Source organism: Dietzia sp. NPDC055877 (genome assembly GCF_053615975.1).
This window is the reverse complement of record NZ_JBSHCV010000004.1, coordinates 303,179-320,142: the sequence shown is the minus strand read 5'-3', so window position 1 is coordinate 320,142 and position 16,964 is coordinate 303,179. Positions and strand designations below refer to the sequence as shown.

The window sequence follows — 16,964 nt, the reverse complement described above, 5'->3', positions numbered from 1 at the left end:
CCCAGAACTGGTTTCTACCCGGCTGGTCAGGGGTTCGAATCCTCTCGGGGGCGCGACTGCCGTCGCCATCGCCGTCGCCATCGCGAAGAGCGTTCAGCGCACATCGGTCGAGTGAGGAGTGCGCGGAACCCTCTTGTCGACGGAGCCTGCGGTCAGACCGACGCCTCCCGCAACCGCGCGAGCAGCGGGTCCGCCGCCTCGGCCAGGAACCGGTCCAGCGTCGAGTCACCGATCTGGATCAGCGCGATATCGGTGTACCCCGCCTCCCAGTACGGCCGCACCTTCTCCACGATCGCATCGAGATCCGGCCCGCAGGCCAGCTGGTCCGCAACGTCCTCGGGCCGCACGAACTTCGTCGCCGCGGCGAACCCGGCAGTCGTGGGCAGATCGGCGTTGGCCGCCCACCCGCCAGCGAACCACCGGAATTGGTCGTGCGCTCGCTCGACCGCCGCCTTCTCGGAGTCCGGATCCCAACTGATCGGGATCTGGGCAATCGCCCGTGCGCCGTCCCCGATCTTCGGCCGCTGCTCCATCGCGTTCCATCCCTCGATGTACGCGGCCTCGGGTTCGGTGGCGATGAGGTGATCGGCCAGCGGCGCCAACCGTTCGAGCGCCTTCTCCCCGCCCGCGGCTACCCCGATCGGCACACGCTTCTCGGGCAGGTCCCACAGGCGGGCCGAATCGACGCGGTAGTGCTCGCCCGAGTAGGTGACGAGACCGCCGTCGAACAGTTCGCGGATGATCTCCAACGCCTCGACGGTCATCTCGTGCCGCTCATCCAGCGCAGGCCACCCCTGACCCACCACATGTTCGTTGAGGTTCTCGCCGGAGCCGATCCCGAGCATGAACCGTCCGTCGGCGAGGATCTGCACGGTCGCGGCCTTCTGCGCCACCACGGCCGGGTGGTACCGCAGAATCGGGCACGTCACGTAGGTGCACAGGTCCACGCGCTCGGTCACGTGCGCGACTGCCCCGAGCACGCTCCAGACGTACGGAGCGTGTCCTTGCGAGGACAGCCACGGGAAGTAGTGGTCGGACGCCACCTCGAAATCGAATCCCGCCTGTTCGGCGGCCGCGGCATAGCGCACGAGCTCCTTTGGGCCGGACTGTTCGGTCATGAGGGTGTAGCCGAAACGTGTCATGTCCCGAGCGTGCGCGCGCCGCCGGTCCCCTGCCACCGGTCGGCACTGATCCAGCTCGGATGCCGCTCGCGGCAACGTCGCCGCCGAACCAGTCCTCCACCGGTTGCCAGCGGCCCCGCACGGAGGCACGGTCGTGACATGTCAGAGTCAGCGCCCACCGGGTCCCGGGGCGCGGGTCGCCGCGCTCTCCTCCTTGATGTCGACGGCACCCTGGTCGACTCCACGTACGTGCACGTGTCGACGTGGCACCGTGCCCTCGACGAGGCGGGCGCAACGGTCCCCCACGTCGAGGTTCATCGTCGGATCGGCAAGGACGGTGGAACCCTGGTCGCGGAGCTGCTCGAGGCGGCGGGGGTCGACGACGACGAGGAACGCGACCGCGTAGCGAGCCGGGCCAAGGATCTGCACAGCCGGTATTACGCCGAGGCCGCTGAATCGTTGCGCCTGCTTCCGGGGGCCCGCGATCTCGTGCGCGCGGCCAGTGAGCGCGGATGGATCACTGTGCTCGCCACATCCGCTCCGCCGTCGGAGTTCCGCGAGGCACGCGCACTGCTGGACGTGGACGAGCTCGTGGACGCCGTGACCACGGGCGAGGACGTGGACCAGGCCAAACCGGATCCGACCATCGTGGCGATCGCATTGGAGCGCTCGGGTGTCGACGCCTCAGATGCTGTCATGGTCGGCGACGCCACCTGGGACGCGATCGCCGCCACCAAGCTCGGCATCCGCTCGATCGCGGTGCGCACCGGCGGGATCGGCGACGACGAACTCCGCGCCGCTGGCTTCTCCGACATCGTCGACGACGCCGCCGCTGTCTTCGCCCGCCTCGACGACCTCGACTGACATTCGCTGGCCCTGGCAGCGGCAGGCCAGACGAGGCGGCGCACTGTCAGGCCGACGGCGTCGAGGGGTCCTCGGCCCAGTGCTCCGAGGTCTCGACACTGGTCGGGGTACGTACCGGTAGCAGCAGGAGCAACCCCACCAGCAGCACGAGCGCGATCCCGGCGATACCCGCCCGGTCGGCGCTGAACGCCCAGGTGAACAGCCCGAACAGGGCAGGCGCGAGGAACGAGACCGCGCGCCCGGTGGTGGCGTAGAGCCCGAACATCTGACCGTCACTTTCGGGCGGGACCAGGCGGGCGAGGAACGAGCGCGACGCCGACTGCGCCGGCCCCACGAACAGACACATGAGCAGACCGAAGATCCAGAACATGGCGGTGCCGTCGACGAACAACAGCACGGCCATGGTCACCAGCATCGCCACCAGCGAGCCGACGATCACGGCCTTGGGCCCGACCCGGTCGTCGAGGTAACCGGCCGCCACCGCCCCGAGCGCCGCCACCACGTTCGCCGCCACTCCGAAGATCAGCACGTCTCCAGGCGCCAGCCCGTACACGGTCACCGCGAGGATCGCCCCGAAGGTGAACACACCCGCGAGCCCGTCCCGGAAGATCGCGCTGGCGATGAGGAACTTCACCGTCCGCGGATCGCGCGCCCACAGCGCCTTCAGATCGGCCCAGAGGACGCGATACGACTCGAGGAAGCCGGAGTTGGCGTCGTTGTCGTCGTCGTTCCTCTCCTTCGGTCGGTTCTCGGGCACAGTCAACAGCACCGGCAGCGCGAACACCGCGAACCACACGGCGGCGACCAGGCACACCATCCGCACGTTGAGGCCGCCGTCGACCGGGATACCGAGCAGGCCACGCTCGTCGCCCTCGCCGGAGATGAAACCGAGGAACGCGGCGAGCAGGAGGAAGATGCCGCCGAAGTAGCCCATCGCCCAGCCGAAGCCGGACACCCGACCGACAGTGGCCGGCGTGGACACCTGCCGCAGCATGGCGAAGTATGAGACCTCGGCGAACTCGAAGGTGATGGATCCGACCGCCAGCAGCACCAGTCCCACCCAGAACCACGGATGGGGCGAGCCCGAGTCGACGAGGAACATCAGCGCGGTGAGCGCGATCGTCAGGTACGTCCACAGGGCCAACGACCGGCGCCGACGCCCGCCGCGGTCGGCACGCTGCCCCATCACCGGCGCGGTGAGCGCGATGACCAGGCCCGCCATTGCGATCGCGATCGACAGCCACGTCGCGGCCGAGAACGGCTCCGCCAGGTCCTTTCCGACCGAATCGGTGAGGTAGACCGAGAACACGAAGGTGACGATCACCGCGTTGAACGCGGCCGAACCCCAGTCCCACATCGCCCACGCGAAGACCTGACCGCGGGTCGCTGCGTGGGGGCGAGTCGACGACGACGAGGCAGCGGCGGAGTGCGCGTTCACCGGCGACGAACCTGCGGGCTTCGATTGATTCACAGGGGCCACGCTATCCGGCGGGACGGGGCTTTGGCGGTACGCTCGGGCACTGCCCCGCACATTCCTGAGAACCGAGGACGCACCATGTCGCTGCCCCTGCCCACCGCGTCGAACCGTGCCGTCGTGACCGGCGCCTCCTCCGGCATCGGCATGGCACTGGCCACCGAACTCGCCCGCCGCGGGCATTCGCTCATCGTGGTGGCGCGGCGCGGCGAGGTGCTCGAGGAGCTCAAGACCCGGCTCGAGACCGAGTTCACCGTGTCCGTCGAGGTGCGCTCCTGCGATCTCGCGGACCCCGCCGCGCGGCAGCCGCTGCTCGACGAGCTGGCCGGGCGCGAGATCTCGATCCTGTGCAACAACGCCGGCATCGCCACCTTCGGGCCCATCGCCTCACTCGACCCGCAGTACGAGAAGCACCAGGTTCAGGTCAACGCCGTGGCCTGCCACGACCTCGTGCTGGCGGTGCTGCCGGGGATGGTCGCGCGGCATTCCGGCGCCATCCTCAACGTCGGCTCGGCCGCGGGTAACATGCCCGTCCCCAACAACGCCACCTACGCGGCCAGCAAGGCGTTCCTCAACACCTTCTCCGAATCGCTGCGCGGCGAACTCAAGGGCTCCGGCGTCAACGTCACGCTGCTGGCGCCCGGCCCGGTGCGCACCGAGGAGATCGCCGAGGAGGACAAGACCTTCGTCGACCGCCTGGTTCCCGACCGTCTCTGGGTGGACACCGCCTACACGGCCCGGGTGTCGCTCGACGCCCTCGCGCGCAACAAGATGCGTGTCGTGCCGGGGCCGCTCGGGCAGGTCATGTCCGTGGCCGGCAACTACACGCCGCGCGGGATCATGGCGCCCGTCGTGGGTCGCTTCTACGCCAAGCTCGGCGAGGGCCAGGCCGAGGCATGATCGGCCCTGGGGGCCCGATTCACCTGCCGGCCGACGATCGGCCTGTCCGATTGCGATTGACCTGCGGGGGCGCGCGGGCCGGTCGTCCTCGGACAGGCGAGCTGAGCGGAGACACGGTCGTCGAGCTGCTGCACGACGAGGGACGTCCGTGGTCGGCGGATATAGTCGAATAATGCCAGAATCGACCTCTTCCCAGCCGTCAAGTCCGTCGTCCGCGTCCACGCCCCACCAGGAGTCCAAGAACGACCGGATCGTCTGGATCGACTGTGAGATGACCGGCCTGGACACCGGCTCCGACGCGCTGGTGGAGATCGCTGCGCTGGTCACCGATTCCGAGCTCAACATCCTGGGCGAGGGCGTGGACATCGTCATCCACGCCCCTGATACCAAGCTCGACGCGATGCTGCCCGTGGTCCGCGATATGCACGCCTCCTCCGGCCTGACCGAGGAGATCCGCGAATCCACCGTGACGCTGGCCGAGGCCGAGAAGGCGGTGCTGGACTACGTGCGCCAGTGGGTGCCCGTGGGCGGCTCCGCTCCCCTGGCCGGCAACTCGATCGCTACCGACCGCGGGTTCATCGCCCGGGACATGCCGGAGCTCAACAGCTACCTCCACTACCGGATGATCGACGTCAGCTCCATCAAGGAACTGTGCAAGCGCTGGTACCCGCGCATCTACTTCGGCCAGCCCGAGAAGGGCATGTCGCACCGCGCGCTGGCGGACATCAAGGAATCGATCCGTGAGTTGCAGTACTACCGCTCGACTGCGTTCGTGTCCCAGCCCGGCCCCACCACCGACGAGGTCAAGCAGGCGGCGGCCGGGCTGTCCCCGGTCGGCTGACGGCCCACCAGCCGATTTCCCGACTCGACCCCCCTCAGGGTAAGGTCGATGACGCTGTCCGCGAGGACGGCGATGGTGGCTGTAGTTCAGCTGGTAGAGCACCAGATTGTGATTCTGGATGTCGCGGGTTCGAGCCCCGTCAGCCACCCCACCCGGGTCAGGTGGGAACTTCCTCCAAGGGTCCGCCCTTGGAGGAAGTTCCCACCTGACCCTTCTTTTTTCCGCCGACACCCGAGTGCGGGCGCCGGCCTGAAATACGAGATCAGCCGCCCCGAATGAGGCGGCTGATCTCGTCAGTTGATACCAGTGCGGAATTCGATCACACGCTCATGAGCTTGGTGCCCTCCAGTGAGGAGTTCAGGTCGTCGTTGAACTTCCTCACCGCCAGGCGCAACACGAGTCCGATGAACAGGAACGGCACAGTGAACAGGAGCAACCAGCCGAGAGCCTTCCAATAATCGGCCTCGTAGATCCCGCCGATGGCCGCGCGAACCGCGTTCGTCGCATGCGACACCGGGACGAACGGACTGATGCCCTGGAACCACTGCGGCAGGACCGACAACGGATACGCTCCACCGCCAGCGGAGATCTGCACGACCAGAAGAAGGACGCCGATCGCCTTGCCCGCCTCACCGAACGTCAACACGAGCGTGTAGGTGATCAGCGAGAAGACGAACGACATCACCCAACCGGCCAGTATCAGCAGGAACGGATGGGCCGGTCGCACCCCGACGAAGCCGATGAGGCCCACGAACAGGATGGTGCTCTGCAGGAACGCGAGCCCACCGAAGATCGCGTAATGCCCGAAGTACTCCTGCCACGGCTTCAGCGGCCTCGCGAGCGACGGTAGCGCGTCACGATCGATCTCAGTGCGGATGAGCACCGCGAGCAGCAGCGCCCCCACCCAGAGTCCGAGCACCGTGTACAACGGCGCCATCTGCGAGCCGAAGTTATCGACCTTGAACACCGGGATCGTCTCGAGGCTCACCGGGGAGGCCAGCTCCGCGGCGAAGGCAGCCGGATTCGAACCGATGATCTTCTGAACCTCGCTCAGATCGCCGGTACTAGCGGCATCGCCGAGGGCGGTCTCGAGCTCGGCGAAGGTCTCCGCGGAGCCGCGGAGGTCGCTCGCGAGCAGACGCACCGCGGTCTCACCGTCCGCCAGTCCGGCACTCAACGAACCCGAGCCGTCGGCCAACGACTGTTCTGCCGCGCGCAGGTCCTGACCGATCCCGGCGAAATTATCCTGCACCGACGCCAGGTCTGCCGCCAGGCTCTCGAGCTTCGGGCGCAGGCTATTCGTGTACTGGTCACGTGCACCGAGGATCGCTGCCTGGGCCGCGTCCACGTCCTGCAGGATCGCATCTCGCGTCGCCCCGCGGTCGACCGTGCCCTGGACAGCGGGCGACGCAGCCGCGTCGAGTCGCTGCTTGAGGGCTTCCTGGCGCGCGATCACTCCATCGACCTGGTCCGCCAGTAGGTTCACCGCGTCCCTGGTCACCGGGTCGAGGCCCGACGTCGCTGCCTGGTCGCGCAACTGACCGCGGAGCTGCGTGTACGCCGCGACCTGTTGATCCACCATTCCTGAGGCCTGCGAGAGACCGGCCCCGGACGGCGCAGTAGCGGCGTTGCCGAAGATCCGATTGATCTCGGCGCGGAGGGTCTCGTAGCTCTCGGCATTCATCGCGAACACCGTGGACAGTCGCTCCGACGCCTGCCTGAGCACGTCTTCTGCCGAACCCACGGCTCCCGCACCCTGGCCGATCGCACCGGCGGTGTCGCGCAGGGCGCCGGATGAGGACGAGGCGAGCGAGCCCGCACTCGACAGGAGTGCCTCACCGGACGAGAGCAATCCCGCGAAGACCTCTGCGGTGTCCGCTCCCGAGTTCATTTGCATCGAGATCCGACCGACCGCCGACTCGAGACTTGTGATGGTCTCCTGCGCATCGGAGTCCTCGAGATGAGTGGCCAGGGACGACACCAGCGCAAGTCCGACCTCGTCGAGGGTCTGCGTGAAGCTGGTGTTGATCTGGGTCGAGACGTCCGAGGCTGCCTCACCTGTGATCAGCGAGTTGAGTGCGTTCTTCTTCTCGTTCACGTAGAGGTCGATCTCCACCGGCGTGGCTCTCGGGGAGAGGAAGGTCATCATCTTCTGGCTGAAGTCCTTCGGCAGCACGATCGCTGCGTAGTACTCCTCTGACTTGGTGCCCTCGATGGCGTCGTCCTCGGAGACGAACTGCCAGTCGATGTCGCTGTTGGCCCGGAGCTGCGACACCACCTGCTCGCCGACGTTCATCCGCATCGGGAACAGACTGCTCTCGAACCCCTCATCCGCACTGGCCACCGCGACCTTGAGGTTGTCCACATTGTCGAACGGCTTCCAGCTGGAGAGCACGTTGAACCACGCGAAAAAGGAGGGGATCAGGATGACGCCGACCAGCACCACCGCGGAGACGACGTTACGAGTGGCCTGCCTGTAGTCATGACGGATCAGAGTAACGATGTTGCTCACGCGTTCTGCCCCTGCTTCTCGATCTGATCGAGCCGGGCACCCGGCCGGATCGCCAGTTCCTCCTGCGCCAACGCCCGCTTCAGCGCGTCGTCAGGAAGGTTGCTGACCTCTGTGCCGTAGAGGACGCTCTGATTGATGTACTCGACCGCCACGATCGTGGCCATCACCAGCAGGCAGAGCAGGCCCCACAGACCGAGGACGGTGGCCTTCGCGTCCGGGAAGCTGGCCCCGATCACGAAGAGCGCCACGGTTCCGATCACTCCGACGACCAGTGCGCCGCGCTGCACGACCTTGTGATTCATATCCAACCAGCGTCGGCGTCGGGCGTTTTCCGCCCGGAACCGCTCCCGGTCGGTCAGGGCACGCACCAGCTGTGTGAGGCGGCGCCGCGAACCCAGAATCTGCACATCCTCGCTGAGGAACAGGCCGGTGTCGGCCAACTTGCTGTTGAAGAGGCGGGCGAAGTTACCGAGACGTCGACGTAGGAAGATGCCGAGTGCGAATGCCAGCGCGGCGAAGAGAGCGAGAACCGCCATATACCGGAGATAGTTCAGGCCGTAGAAACCGCCGATGGTCTCGCGCATCGCGTCGATGCCGTAGGTGAAGGGAAAGAACGGGAACAACGACCGGAAGAAGTCCGGCATCATCTGGATCGGGTAGATACCGGAGGCTCCGGGAATCTGCATGATCACCAGCAACACGGCGATGCCCTTGCCGATATAGCCGAACGACACCGACAGGGCGTAGATGATCGACATATAGGCGAGGCCGATGAAGACACACGTCGCCACGTAGACCACCGGGTTGACCGTCTGGACACCGATCACCACGTTGCCGATGCTTACCAGCAGCGCCTGGATGACGTTCATCACCGCGAACAGCAACCATCGGCCGACGTACGCCTGTCTCACCGTCAACCCGTCGACGTCCTCGGTGTCGACCTCCAACCTGAACAACACCATCAGCACGAACCCGGCGATCCACAACGACAGGTTGGTGAACAGCGGCGCCATGGACGAGCCGTACGCCGGGACCGGGAACAGATCGTTCTCGTGAACCGTCACCGGCCCCGTCATGAACGCCGCGATCGAATCGGGATCGAGTGAGGTCAGCGTGCTCAACTGATCCCAGATCTCCGCAGCGGTGATCGCGCTCAGGTCGGTCTGCAGGGTGACCAGGTCCGACTGCACGTCCTCGAGATTGCCGTCCAGCGAGGACAGGGCCGTCCCGGTCTCACCGAGTAGCGATTCGAGTTCGGTCAGCATGCCCACGGCCTCGCCCACGAGCACCCGCTGCGAATCGAGGGCCGTGGAGAAGGCGCCGACACTGGCGGACAGCGACGCCATGGACTGGTTGAGGCCCGGGAAAGTGCCGGCCATCATGCTCTGCAAGGCGGCGGACGACCTCTCGACCGCATTCATCGCCTCCGACGCCGCAGCCGTCTGGTCGGACACCGTCGACGCGGTGGACTGCGCGGCTCCGAGCGTGCCCAGGAGCTCCCGGTCGCGGACCGTCTGTGCCTCGAGCTCGCCGATCACCTGCTCCATCTGGGCCTTGAGGGGCACCCCGGCGGGGACCGCCGCCGCGAGCGGCCGCAGCGCACCGAGCAGCGCCTGGTTGGCGTCGATCACGGCCTGCACATCACGCTGCGCCGTGGCGAGCGCCGACCGGGCGGCATCCGCACCACCGGAGACCTGCCCGACGCTCTCACGCAGACGAGAGGTGGCACCGGTGATATTCGTCGCGCCGGAGACATAGGCGTCTGTCAACGTCCCGGAGAAGTCGACCAGGTCCTGCTGCACCTCGTGGACGAGGTCCTGCGCCTCGGTGGCCGCATCTGTCACATCACCGATCGTGGCGTCGACCCGCTCGAGGGCCCTCCTGGCATCGGCGACGGCCTCAGTACCTGGTCCGATCGCACCGTCCAGCTCGGTCATACTCATACGAGCCGCCTGGACCGTGGCGAGAGCCTGGTCCAGCGCCGTCAGCGTCTCGCTGCGGGAATCGATCAGCCAATCCCCCGCATCGACCCCCGCCTGCTCGGCCTTCTGCGCGAGGGTCTTCGCGACCGTGCCGATGAAGTTCGAGTTGATCTGGGTATCCAGTGTCGACGCGCCGACCTCGGTCAGCTTGGGGGCGATCGCGTTCGCCTTCTCGTTGGTGTAGTACTCGAGCTCCGGTCGCACGAAGTCCCCGGTCGTGATGGTCAGCAGGTCACGGCTGAACTCCGGCGGCATGACGATAGCGGCATAACTCGACCCGGACCGGACCGCCTCCATCGCCTCGTCGTGATCCATGAACTGCCACCCGAGCTGGTCGTTCGTCTTGAGTTGATCGACCACCTGCTCGCCGACGTTCACCTCACCGGTGAGGTCCGTACTCGCCCCCTCGTCCTGATTGACGATGGCGACCTTGATGTGATCAGCATTTCCATAGGGATCCCAGAACGCCACGATGTTGACCCAGGCGTACAGGGAAGGCAACACGAGCAGCCCGATGATGATGGCCCACGACTTCGGTGCCCGGCGGATCCTCCTGAGGTCACGACCCAGCACCGTGAAGGCGTTGCGCATACACATTCTCCCGCTTTGCTCGAGGGGCATCCACGCGGATCGCACCGTGGATAGACGGCCAGGCGACCCGCCGATCCCCGGGACCGGAAGGCGATCCGCACGGGCCTCGCCTCACCCACAGGGATGAAACCTTGCTTAGCCTACTCGGTCGTTACGAAACCGTTTCCGCAACGGTGCGTCAACCCCCTGAAATCTCCGCGGCGGGACGTGGCGGGGCACGGTGCGACGGCAACGGGATGCCGTGGGCGACACGTCGACTACACGTGCAGGACAAGCGGTTACCACCTGTTGCGAGACTCCTCCGCCCAGCCCACGAGCCCGTTCAGCGAAACGGTAGCTACATCGTCCAGCACCGCGCTGCCGTTCCAGGTGCCGAAGGCCTGCCGCGTCTTCACCGCCAGGACGCCCAGCTCGGTGATGTCGCGGCGGAGATGGAACGGCGTCAGCGAAGCGTCCAGGCGCTCGCCCCGCACCCGCCAACGCGACGTAGGCGAATCCGCCTCGTACGTCCATTCGAGATCGTCACCGAGCTTGTGCATCCGGCCGTCCACGAGGATCCCGTTCTCGGTCGACCCGGTACCGTCTGTCCATTTCCCGCCGACCTGGATCGCGCGGACCGAGTCGCCCACCACGCCGCTGCCCGCGCCCCAATTCCACACATTCGAGTACGGCCAGCGACCACGCCCCCGGTCGAGGACCGCCCAACCCTCCCCCAGATAGTGGTGTCGGCCGTCGATCGTCACGCTGCCGCCGACCGGGTTGGCCAGATCCTTGAGCGTGTACTGGAAGCGCTTCTCGCCCCAGGGCACCACCACACCGAGGCTGTCGTGGGGTGGTCGACGGACCGCCAGATCCACCTGCAGCCCCTTCGCCCGCACGCGGATCGTGGTGGCGGTGTCGGCGGCGTTGTCGTCGTCGACGATCGTGATCGCCACTCGCGTCGACCCGAGACCCGCCGCGAAGTGGATGGTGCCGTCGCCCGGCTGGTCGCCGAAGGCCGGGGCCCCGAACGGCTGGATTCCACTGCGGACCGTCTCCACGCCTGTGCTGCGGTCCAGGACGTACACGGCGCAGTTCGCGAGGTAGTCCAACCCGGCGACGGTAAGTCCCACGACGAAGCGGTCGGTGACGATGCCCCAGTACTCCCACCGTTTGGTGCGGCCCCACCCGGAGATAGCGGTGCGGAACACCGGAGAACGGGACCAGCCCACGGCCGCCGGGTTGAGACGGCGGCCGTGGGCCAGGTCTGTGATGCTGGTGATCTCGCGCTCGACGGTCATGCGAGCACTCTCGCACGCCGGCTGACATCCGTCAGCTGGAGCGCGTCAGGCGACACCCTGGTCTGCGTTGCCGGCCTTCCAGGTCTCCCACGGGACGTTCCAGTCGCCCAGGCCATCCCAACCGGGGAGCGTGCCACCGACGGTCCCGGACACCTCGAAGATGTCACCACGCTTGGCGTTGTCGTAGAACCACTTCGCATCGGCGGTGGTGACATTGAGGCAGCCGTGACTGGTGTTCTGGGATCCCTGCGCCCACACCGACCACGGCGCGGCATGGATGAAGATGCCGCTGTAGGACATCCGCGTCGCGTACTGCACCGGGGTGCGGTAACCATCCGCCGAATCGACGGACACGCCATAGGTCGAGGAGTCCATGATCATCGACGCGTGCTTCTCGCCGATCACGTACGTGCCGTTGGGGGTCGGCGTCCCGGCCTTACCCATCGAGGTGGGCATGGTCTTGATGACCTCGCCGTTACGCTCGATCACGATCTGCTTGGTCGAATCGTCGACCTTGGAGATCACGGCGTCCCCGATCTCGAAGGTCGCCTGGTTGTTCTGCTGGCCGTACATGCCGCCGCCGAGGTCCTCGCCGTAGATGTCGACATCCACCTCGACCTCGGTGCCGGGCGCCCAGTAGTTCTGCGGACGCCACCGCACTTCCTGATTGGACACCCAGTAGAACGCGCCCTCCACCTCGGGGGTGGTGGTGATGTGGATGTTGTCCTGCGCGGCCTGCCGGTCGCTGATCGGCTCGTCGAACATCACCGCGACCGGCTGACCGATCCCCACGACCGAGCCCTCGCCCACCGTGAGGTACGCCGCGGTCATGATGTTCGGCGTCAGCGTGCTGAACGTGACGTTGTTCCGGGTGACCAGACCTTCCTCGTCCAACGCGGTGGACTCGACCGTGTACTGCCGGCCGTACCCCAGGTCCTCCGTGGACCGCCATTCGGTCAACTCGGCGTTGAACTCACCCTGGACCTGGACGCCCTCCGGATTGCGAACGACGACCGAATCCAGCCGACCGTTCTCGGCCGTCAGGACGAGTGGCTCGGCCGGATTGGCGTCGCGCGCGCCGTCCGCGACCGAGAGGTCGATCACCGCAGCCGGCCCCGCGGGGGCCTCGGCGGCCTGCTCTCCACCTGAACCCGACCCACCGTCCCCGATGGTGCAGCCGGTGAGCACGAGCGCCCCGGTGAACACAGCGGCCAGCGCGAGACGAGCCCGGGACCGGTTTCCGGTCGATCGTCGCCCCGTCCGATCCGATGTGCGCAGGTTCACTGATGGCCCCTTCCGAATATCGCCTCCCCCCAACCGCGGCCACGGTCGAGCGGATGTCCTCCGCCATTATGCCTGGGAGAATGCTTGTATTCCATATCGAAACGGTAAAGGGTGGCCTGTCAACTACCTGGGGACCCTCGCACTGACCAGGCGATTTCGTGATTCGACGTACGCCCTGTTACTGTTTCTCTCGCACCAGGCAAGCAAGGCAAGCGCCATTAGCTCAATTGGCAGAGCAGCTGACTCTTAATCAGCGGGTTCGGGGTTCGAGTCCCTGATGGCGCACAATCAAGACCCCCGGTCTGCAGCAATGCGGGCCGGGGTCTTCTCGTTCGGTCGGGACAGCACGTCCGGGCTGTCCCCTCCGCGACAGCTGGCAGAGGCAATCATCGGTGTCGGCGATCCGGCCCCCTCTCCGGCCTGCCCTCATAAGGTGGAGCAAACGTACAGAAGGGCCCGTCGTAACCGCTCCCACCATCCCCGCGAATCGCGCTCCTGCGGACTGGATCCGCGCCGTCCTCCGAGTCGCGCCAGCGCAGTTCCCGGTCGGCCACAGTCTCCGTGCCGGACTGGCCGTGGGGTTGCCGTTCGTGGTGGGTGCGTTACTCGGCCAGACGCTCAACGGCATGTGGGTGGGACTGGCCACGCTTCTCCTCGCGGCGGGCGAGCGCGAGGGCAGCTACCGTCTCAACTTCTCGATCATCGCTGTCTCCACACCCATTGCGGCCTGCGGTTATCTCTTGGGGTTCGCGCAGAACCTCCCCCTACCCGCACTCGTCCTGATCGCCGCTGTCGTCGCCTGCGCCGCCGGGGCGATCGCCGGCCTCGGGCCCGCGTTCTCGGTTGCCGGCATGCAGTTTCTCCTCGTCGCCGCCATCGCCCTCGGTGTCCCCCACGTGGACTGGTGGACAGCGATGTGGCTGTACTTCGTCGGAGGTGTCTTCTACGCGCTACTGCTGGCGATCGAGATGCTCGTCAACCCGCGTCGTCCGCAGCGGATCGTCCTGGTCTCGTTACTCGGCGCGCTCTCCGACCTCGCGGCCGCTCGCGCGGCAAACCTGGTCGACGGCGGCGACCGCACCGTCGCGGCGCGCCGACAGGCGACGTCGGCGTATCAGAACGCGGTCGGCCGGGCCTCGGAGCTCGCCGCCCGGCCGTCGTGGTCTACGCGGGTGTGGGTGATGGACGGTGAGGTACTGTCCGCCGCCGACCGCGTCCAGGCCTTCCTGGTGGCAGCGTCCGATATGGCAGCGGTAGAGGCTGCCCGAGCCCGGCTCTCCGCCCTGGCCTCCGAAGTGGCGGCCACGGCGCGTTCACACCGTCGCGACACCCGACCGACGACGCCTCCCGCCGACGGCGGTTCGACGGTGGACCTACTCGGCCGGCACATCGATGAGCTGGACAGACTGCTGCATTCCGGTGGGTCGGCGAAGATCCCCCACGAGCCACTGCTGACGATGACGCTCAGTCACGAGGTGATGATGGCCGCGTGCCGACTGTCGCTGTGTTACGCGATCGCGGTGGCCGCCAAGATGTACTTCCCGTTCAGCCACTGGTTCTGGGTTCCGCTGACCGTCTGCCTGGTGATGAAACCCGACTTCGGTTCGGTGTTCTCCCGAGCCGTGCTGCGCGTCCTGGGGACGGCCGTCGGAGCGGCCTTCGCGACCGTGGTGCTCCTCGTGGTGCCCAAGGGGTGGGCGATCGGACTCGTGATCGGGCTGCTGTCGGCGTGCGTTCCGTATCTCATGATGCGGTCCTACGCCCTACAGGCCGTCGCGATAGCCCCGGCGGTCATCCTGCTGGTCGACGTCATCCAGCCCGGGGACGCCTCGGCCAACTTCAGTATCCAGCGTATCGGCGCCACCATCGTGGGTGGCGCGATAGTCCTGGTCTTCGGCTACCTCATCTGGCCACACAGCCGACGGGTCTGGATCTCCGAGACCTTCGCCACGGCTATGAACCGGATCGCCGACCATCTCCAGCTGGCGGCGAGCCCGATCCCGGACAGCCCTGCCGATGCGGCACGACGACACGACGATCTGGTGGGGGCACGTCGGGCCGCCTACAGCGCCTTGTCCGACCTGCAGTTCCGGCTCCGGCGGGCACTTGCCGAGCCGGGAGTGGGTGGCCGTACCGCGGCGGCCTGGATTCCAGCGGTCTCAGCCGCCGATCGACTCGCCGACCTCGTGACCGCCTATGCCGGTCAACGCCGTGAGGGCGCGATCCCCGCCGATCCGATCTCGGGCACCGAGATGGCCTGGGAGATCTCCGAGGCCGGCGGTGCCCCCCGACCGGCCCCCGGCGGAGATCAACTCCTCCGAGACCGATGGTCCCCTCACGGGAATCTCCGGGGAATTGGCCCACCTGACATCACTTGTGGAGCCGGTGGAAGCCGATCGTTGAGGCCAGGTCAGCCCCGGCGGGCCGCCAGATACGCCTCGATACGCTGACGCTCCTTGCGCTTGTTGGCCATGGAGAAGGCGATCCCGCCGACAACCAGCGCTGCGACGCCCCCGATGGCCGCGAGCACGCGCGGGTCCTTGAGGACTGCGGTGGCGCGATCCTTGCCTTCGGCTGCGAGATTCTTGGGGTTTACCCGGTCGGCGAGCTCGTCCAAGGTCGTGGCGAGATCGTCCCGGGCCTTGGCGATATCGCCCTCGATGCTGTCGTAACTCCTGGACACGAGACCTCCGTCGATCGCACGACCGCGGGCCACCCCGCGGGTTTCTGACCCCGCCCACGCTACTGCACCCGGGAAGGATCCGCGCCGATGCGCCGACGCATCGGATAGGTTGGTGGGGTCCGAAGTCCAGACTCGACACCAGGAGCACCGGTGAGTACACCACGGCTCGAGGTGGGCCAGACGGCCCCCGCTTTCACCCTCCCGGATGCCGACGGGACGCCCATCGCGCTCGCCGATCTGATCGCGGAGCACGGCAAGGTACTGGTGTACGTGTACCCGGCGGCGATGACGCCCGGATGCACCACGGAAACCGTGGACTTCGAGAACGCCCTCCAACAGCTCAAGGACGCCGGCATCGGCGTCGTGGGCATCTCTCCCGACATGCCGGAGAAGCTGGCGCGCTTCCGCGACAAGCACGGGATCACCTTCCCGCTGCTGTCGGACCCGGACAAGACGGTGCTCACCGAATGGGGCGCGTTCGGTGAGAAGAAGAACTACGGCAAGGTCGTGATGGGCGTGATCCGCTCGACATTCGTCGTCGATGCGGACGGCACACTGTCGATGGCCCGGTACAACGTCCGCGCCAAGGGCCATGTCGCCATGGTCGCCAAGCTGCTGGGCGTGGAGCTACCCGAGTCCGCGTCCGCCGGGGGCTGAGACCGCGGATGACATTCGAGCCGACCGAGGACTCTCTGAGCTCGACTATAGGTTCAGAGGACGAGTCCGCCCAGAGCGAACCCAACATCCTGGTCCCCCGCCGCCGCCCCATCCAGGAGCGGAGCAGGCGGAAGTTCCAGGCGCTGCTGGCCTCTGCCCGCGAGGTCCTCGTCGAAGTGGGTTTCGACTCGTTCACCTGTGAGGAGGTCGCCTCTCGCGCCGGTGTCCCGATCGGCACGCTCTACCAGTTCTTCGCCAACAAATACGTGCTGGTGTGCGAGCTGGACCGTCAGGATGCGCACGGGGTGATCGAGGAGATCGAGCGGTTCGCGCAGAAGATCCCCGCCCTGGACTGGCCCGAGCTGCTCAATGATTTCCTGGATCACCTGGCCGACATGTGGCTGCGTGACCCGTCCCGCCGCGCCGTGTGGCTGGCGACTCAGGCCACCCCGGCGACCCGGGCCACCGCTGCGGTCAACGAGCGCGAGATCGCCCGCATGATCGCCAGCGTCCTGGCCCCGCTCATGCCGGCGACCGACCGGGAGCGCCGCGCATTCATGGCCGAGGTCCTGGTCCACGCCTCCTATTCGATGCTCAACTTCTCCGTCAGCGCCGGCCACGGCACCAGCGCGGGCGCGGAGGACGGCGAGACCCTCCATGACGCCACGGTCAGGGAGCTCAAGCGGATGCTCACTGCCTACCTGTGGCTGGCGGAGAAAGAGGCACAGTCCGGCTGAGCAAGCCCGGTCGGATCGCCACACTCACGCAGCGGCCG

13 protein-coding genes and 2 tRNA genes are annotated in these 16,964 nt (G+C 67.0%); 8 read left to right on the top strand and 7 right to left on the bottom strand.

The features are described from left to right. Nucleotides 1-152: 152 nt before the first annotated feature. Nucleotides 153-1,142 (bottom strand): TIGR03557 family F420-dependent LLM class oxidoreductase, encoded by a 990-nt coding sequence (locus ACWGLC_RS07665; RefSeq protein WP_452099317.1) that lies wholly within the window; start codon nucleotides 1,140-1,142, stop codon nucleotides 153-155. 138 nt (nucleotides 1,143-1,280) lie between these two features. On the opposite strand from ACWGLC_RS07665, the gene ACWGLC_RS07660 reads away from it, so the two are divergent. Beyond that, complete coding sequence (locus tag ACWGLC_RS07660; RefSeq protein ID WP_452099316.1) at nucleotides 1,281-1,985, top strand: HAD family hydrolase; 705 nt, start codon at nucleotides 1,281-1,283, stop codon at nucleotides 1,983-1,985. 46 nt (nucleotides 1,986-2,031) lie between these two features. On the opposite strand, the gene ACWGLC_RS07655 is transcribed toward ACWGLC_RS07660, so the two are convergent. Further along, nucleotides 2,032-3,342, bottom strand: coding sequence for an MFS transporter (locus tag ACWGLC_RS07655; RefSeq protein ID WP_452099333.1), 1,311 nt, complete (start codon nucleotides 3,340-3,342; stop codon nucleotides 2,032-2,034). 198 nt (nucleotides 3,343-3,540) lie between these two features. Here ACWGLC_RS07655 and cmrA point away from each other — a divergent pair, with 198 nt between their 5' ends. The 3 genes from cmrA (at nucleotide 3,541) to ACWGLC_RS07640 (ending at nucleotide 5,351) form a co-directional block, all read left to right on the top strand. Next, nucleotides 3,541-4,359, top strand: a complete 819-nt coding sequence (gene cmrA, locus ACWGLC_RS07650) for a mycolate reductase (RefSeq protein ID WP_452099315.1) — start codon at nucleotides 3,541-3,543, stop codon at nucleotides 4,357-4,359. A 172-nt stretch (nucleotides 4,360-4,531) separates the two neighbouring features. Continuing rightward, on the top strand, nucleotides 4,532-5,200 hold the full coding sequence (gene orn, locus ACWGLC_RS07645) for an oligoribonuclease (protein WP_452099314.1): 669 nt from the start codon (nucleotides 4,532-4,534) through the stop codon (nucleotides 5,198-5,200). 75 nt (nucleotides 5,201-5,275) lie between these two features. Further along, nucleotides 5,276-5,351 (top strand) — tRNA-His (locus tag ACWGLC_RS07640). 168 nt (nucleotides 5,352-5,519) lie between these two features. On the opposite strand, the gene ACWGLC_RS07635 is transcribed toward ACWGLC_RS07640, so the two are convergent. The 4 genes from ACWGLC_RS07635 to ACWGLC_RS07620 form a co-directional block, all read right to left on the bottom strand. Then, entirely contained in the window at nucleotides 5,520-7,712 is a 2,193-nt protein-coding gene (locus ACWGLC_RS07635) for a YhgE/Pip domain-containing protein (RefSeq protein ID WP_452099313.1), read from the bottom strand. Further along, the gene (locus tag ACWGLC_RS07630; protein ID WP_452099312.1) at nucleotides 7,709-10,285 is read right to left on the bottom strand and encodes a YhgE/Pip family protein; all 2,577 of its coding nucleotides are present in this window, start codon (nucleotides 10,283-10,285) and stop codon (nucleotides 7,709-7,711) included. Before ACWGLC_RS07630 ends, ACWGLC_RS07635 begins: the two co-directional genes overlap by 4 nt. 278 nt (nucleotides 10,286-10,563) lie before the next feature. Beyond that, entirely contained in the window at nucleotides 10,564-11,565 is a 1,002-nt protein-coding gene (locus ACWGLC_RS07625) for a DUF2804 domain-containing protein (protein ID WP_452099311.1), read from the bottom strand. A 45-nt stretch (nucleotides 11,566-11,610) separates the two neighbouring features. Beyond that, entirely contained in the window at nucleotides 11,611-12,849 is a 1,239-nt protein-coding gene (locus tag ACWGLC_RS07620) for a L,D-transpeptidase (protein ID WP_452099310.1), read from the bottom strand. Between the two features lie 212 nt (nucleotides 12,850-13,061). Between ACWGLC_RS07620 and ACWGLC_RS07615 the strand changes: the two genes are divergently transcribed. Next, nucleotides 13,062-13,134: transfer RNA gene (locus ACWGLC_RS07615), tRNA-Lys, on the top strand. A 290-nt stretch (nucleotides 13,135-13,424) separates the two neighbouring features. Continuing rightward, nucleotides 13,425-15,299, top strand: a complete 1,875-nt coding sequence (locus ACWGLC_RS07610; protein WP_452099309.1) for an FUSC family protein — start codon at nucleotides 13,425-13,427, stop codon at nucleotides 15,297-15,299. Here the strand turns inward: ACWGLC_RS07610 and ACWGLC_RS07605 are convergent. Next, nucleotides 15,260-15,532 carry a DUF3618 domain-containing protein gene (locus ACWGLC_RS07605; protein ID WP_452099308.1) on the bottom strand — a complete coding sequence of 91 codons (273 nt, stop codon included), beginning with the start codon at nucleotides 15,530-15,532 and terminating at the stop codon, nucleotides 15,260-15,262. The genes ACWGLC_RS07610 and ACWGLC_RS07605 overlap by 40 nt on opposite strands. A 150-nt stretch (nucleotides 15,533-15,682) precedes the next feature. On the opposite strand from ACWGLC_RS07605, the gene ACWGLC_RS07600 reads away from it, so the two are divergent. Together ACWGLC_RS07600 and ACWGLC_RS07595 are read left to right on the top strand one after the other, a co-directional pair. Beyond that, nucleotides 15,683-16,189, top strand: coding sequence for a peroxiredoxin (locus ACWGLC_RS07600; protein WP_452099307.1), 507 nt, complete (start codon nucleotides 15,683-15,685; stop codon nucleotides 16,187-16,189). 8 nt (nucleotides 16,190-16,197) lie between these two features. Continuing rightward, the gene (locus ACWGLC_RS07595; RefSeq protein WP_452099306.1) at nucleotides 16,198-16,926 is read left to right on the top strand and encodes a TetR/AcrR family transcriptional regulator; all 729 of its coding nucleotides are present in this window, start codon (nucleotides 16,198-16,200) and stop codon (nucleotides 16,924-16,926) included. The last annotated feature ends 38 nt before the right edge of the window (nucleotides 16,927-16,964 follow it).

Bases quoted from the DNA above. Each gene is read 5' to 3' on its own strand.
- ACWGLC_RS07665 (WP_452099317.1), bottom strand. From the start codon at position 1,142: ATGACACGTTTCGGCTACACCCTCATGACCGAACAGTCCGGCCCAAAG.
- ACWGLC_RS07660 (WP_452099316.1), top strand. From the start codon at position 1,281: ATGTCAGAGTCAGCGCCCACCGGGTCCCGGGGCGCGGGTCGCCGCGCT.
- ACWGLC_RS07655 (WP_452099333.1), bottom strand. From the start codon at position 3,342: ATGTGGGACTGGGGTTCGGCCGCGTTCAACGCGGTGATCGTCACCTTC.
- cmrA (WP_452099315.1), top strand. From the start codon at position 3,541: ATGTCGCTGCCCCTGCCCACCGCGTCGAACCGTGCCGTCGTGACCGGC.
- orn (WP_452099314.1), top strand. From the start codon at position 4,532: ATGCCAGAATCGACCTCTTCCCAGCCGTCAAGTCCGTCGTCCGCGTCC.
- ACWGLC_RS07630 (WP_452099312.1), bottom strand. From the start codon at position 10,285: ATGCGCAACGCCTTCACGGTGCTGGGTCGTGACCTCAGGAGGATCCGC.
- ACWGLC_RS07625 (WP_452099311.1), bottom strand. From the start codon at position 11,565: ATGACCGTCGAGCGCGAGATCACCAGCATCACAGACCTGGCCCACGGC.
- ACWGLC_RS07595 (WP_452099306.1), top strand. From the start codon at position 16,198: ATGACATTCGAGCCGACCGAGGACTCTCTGAGCTCGACTATAGGTTCA.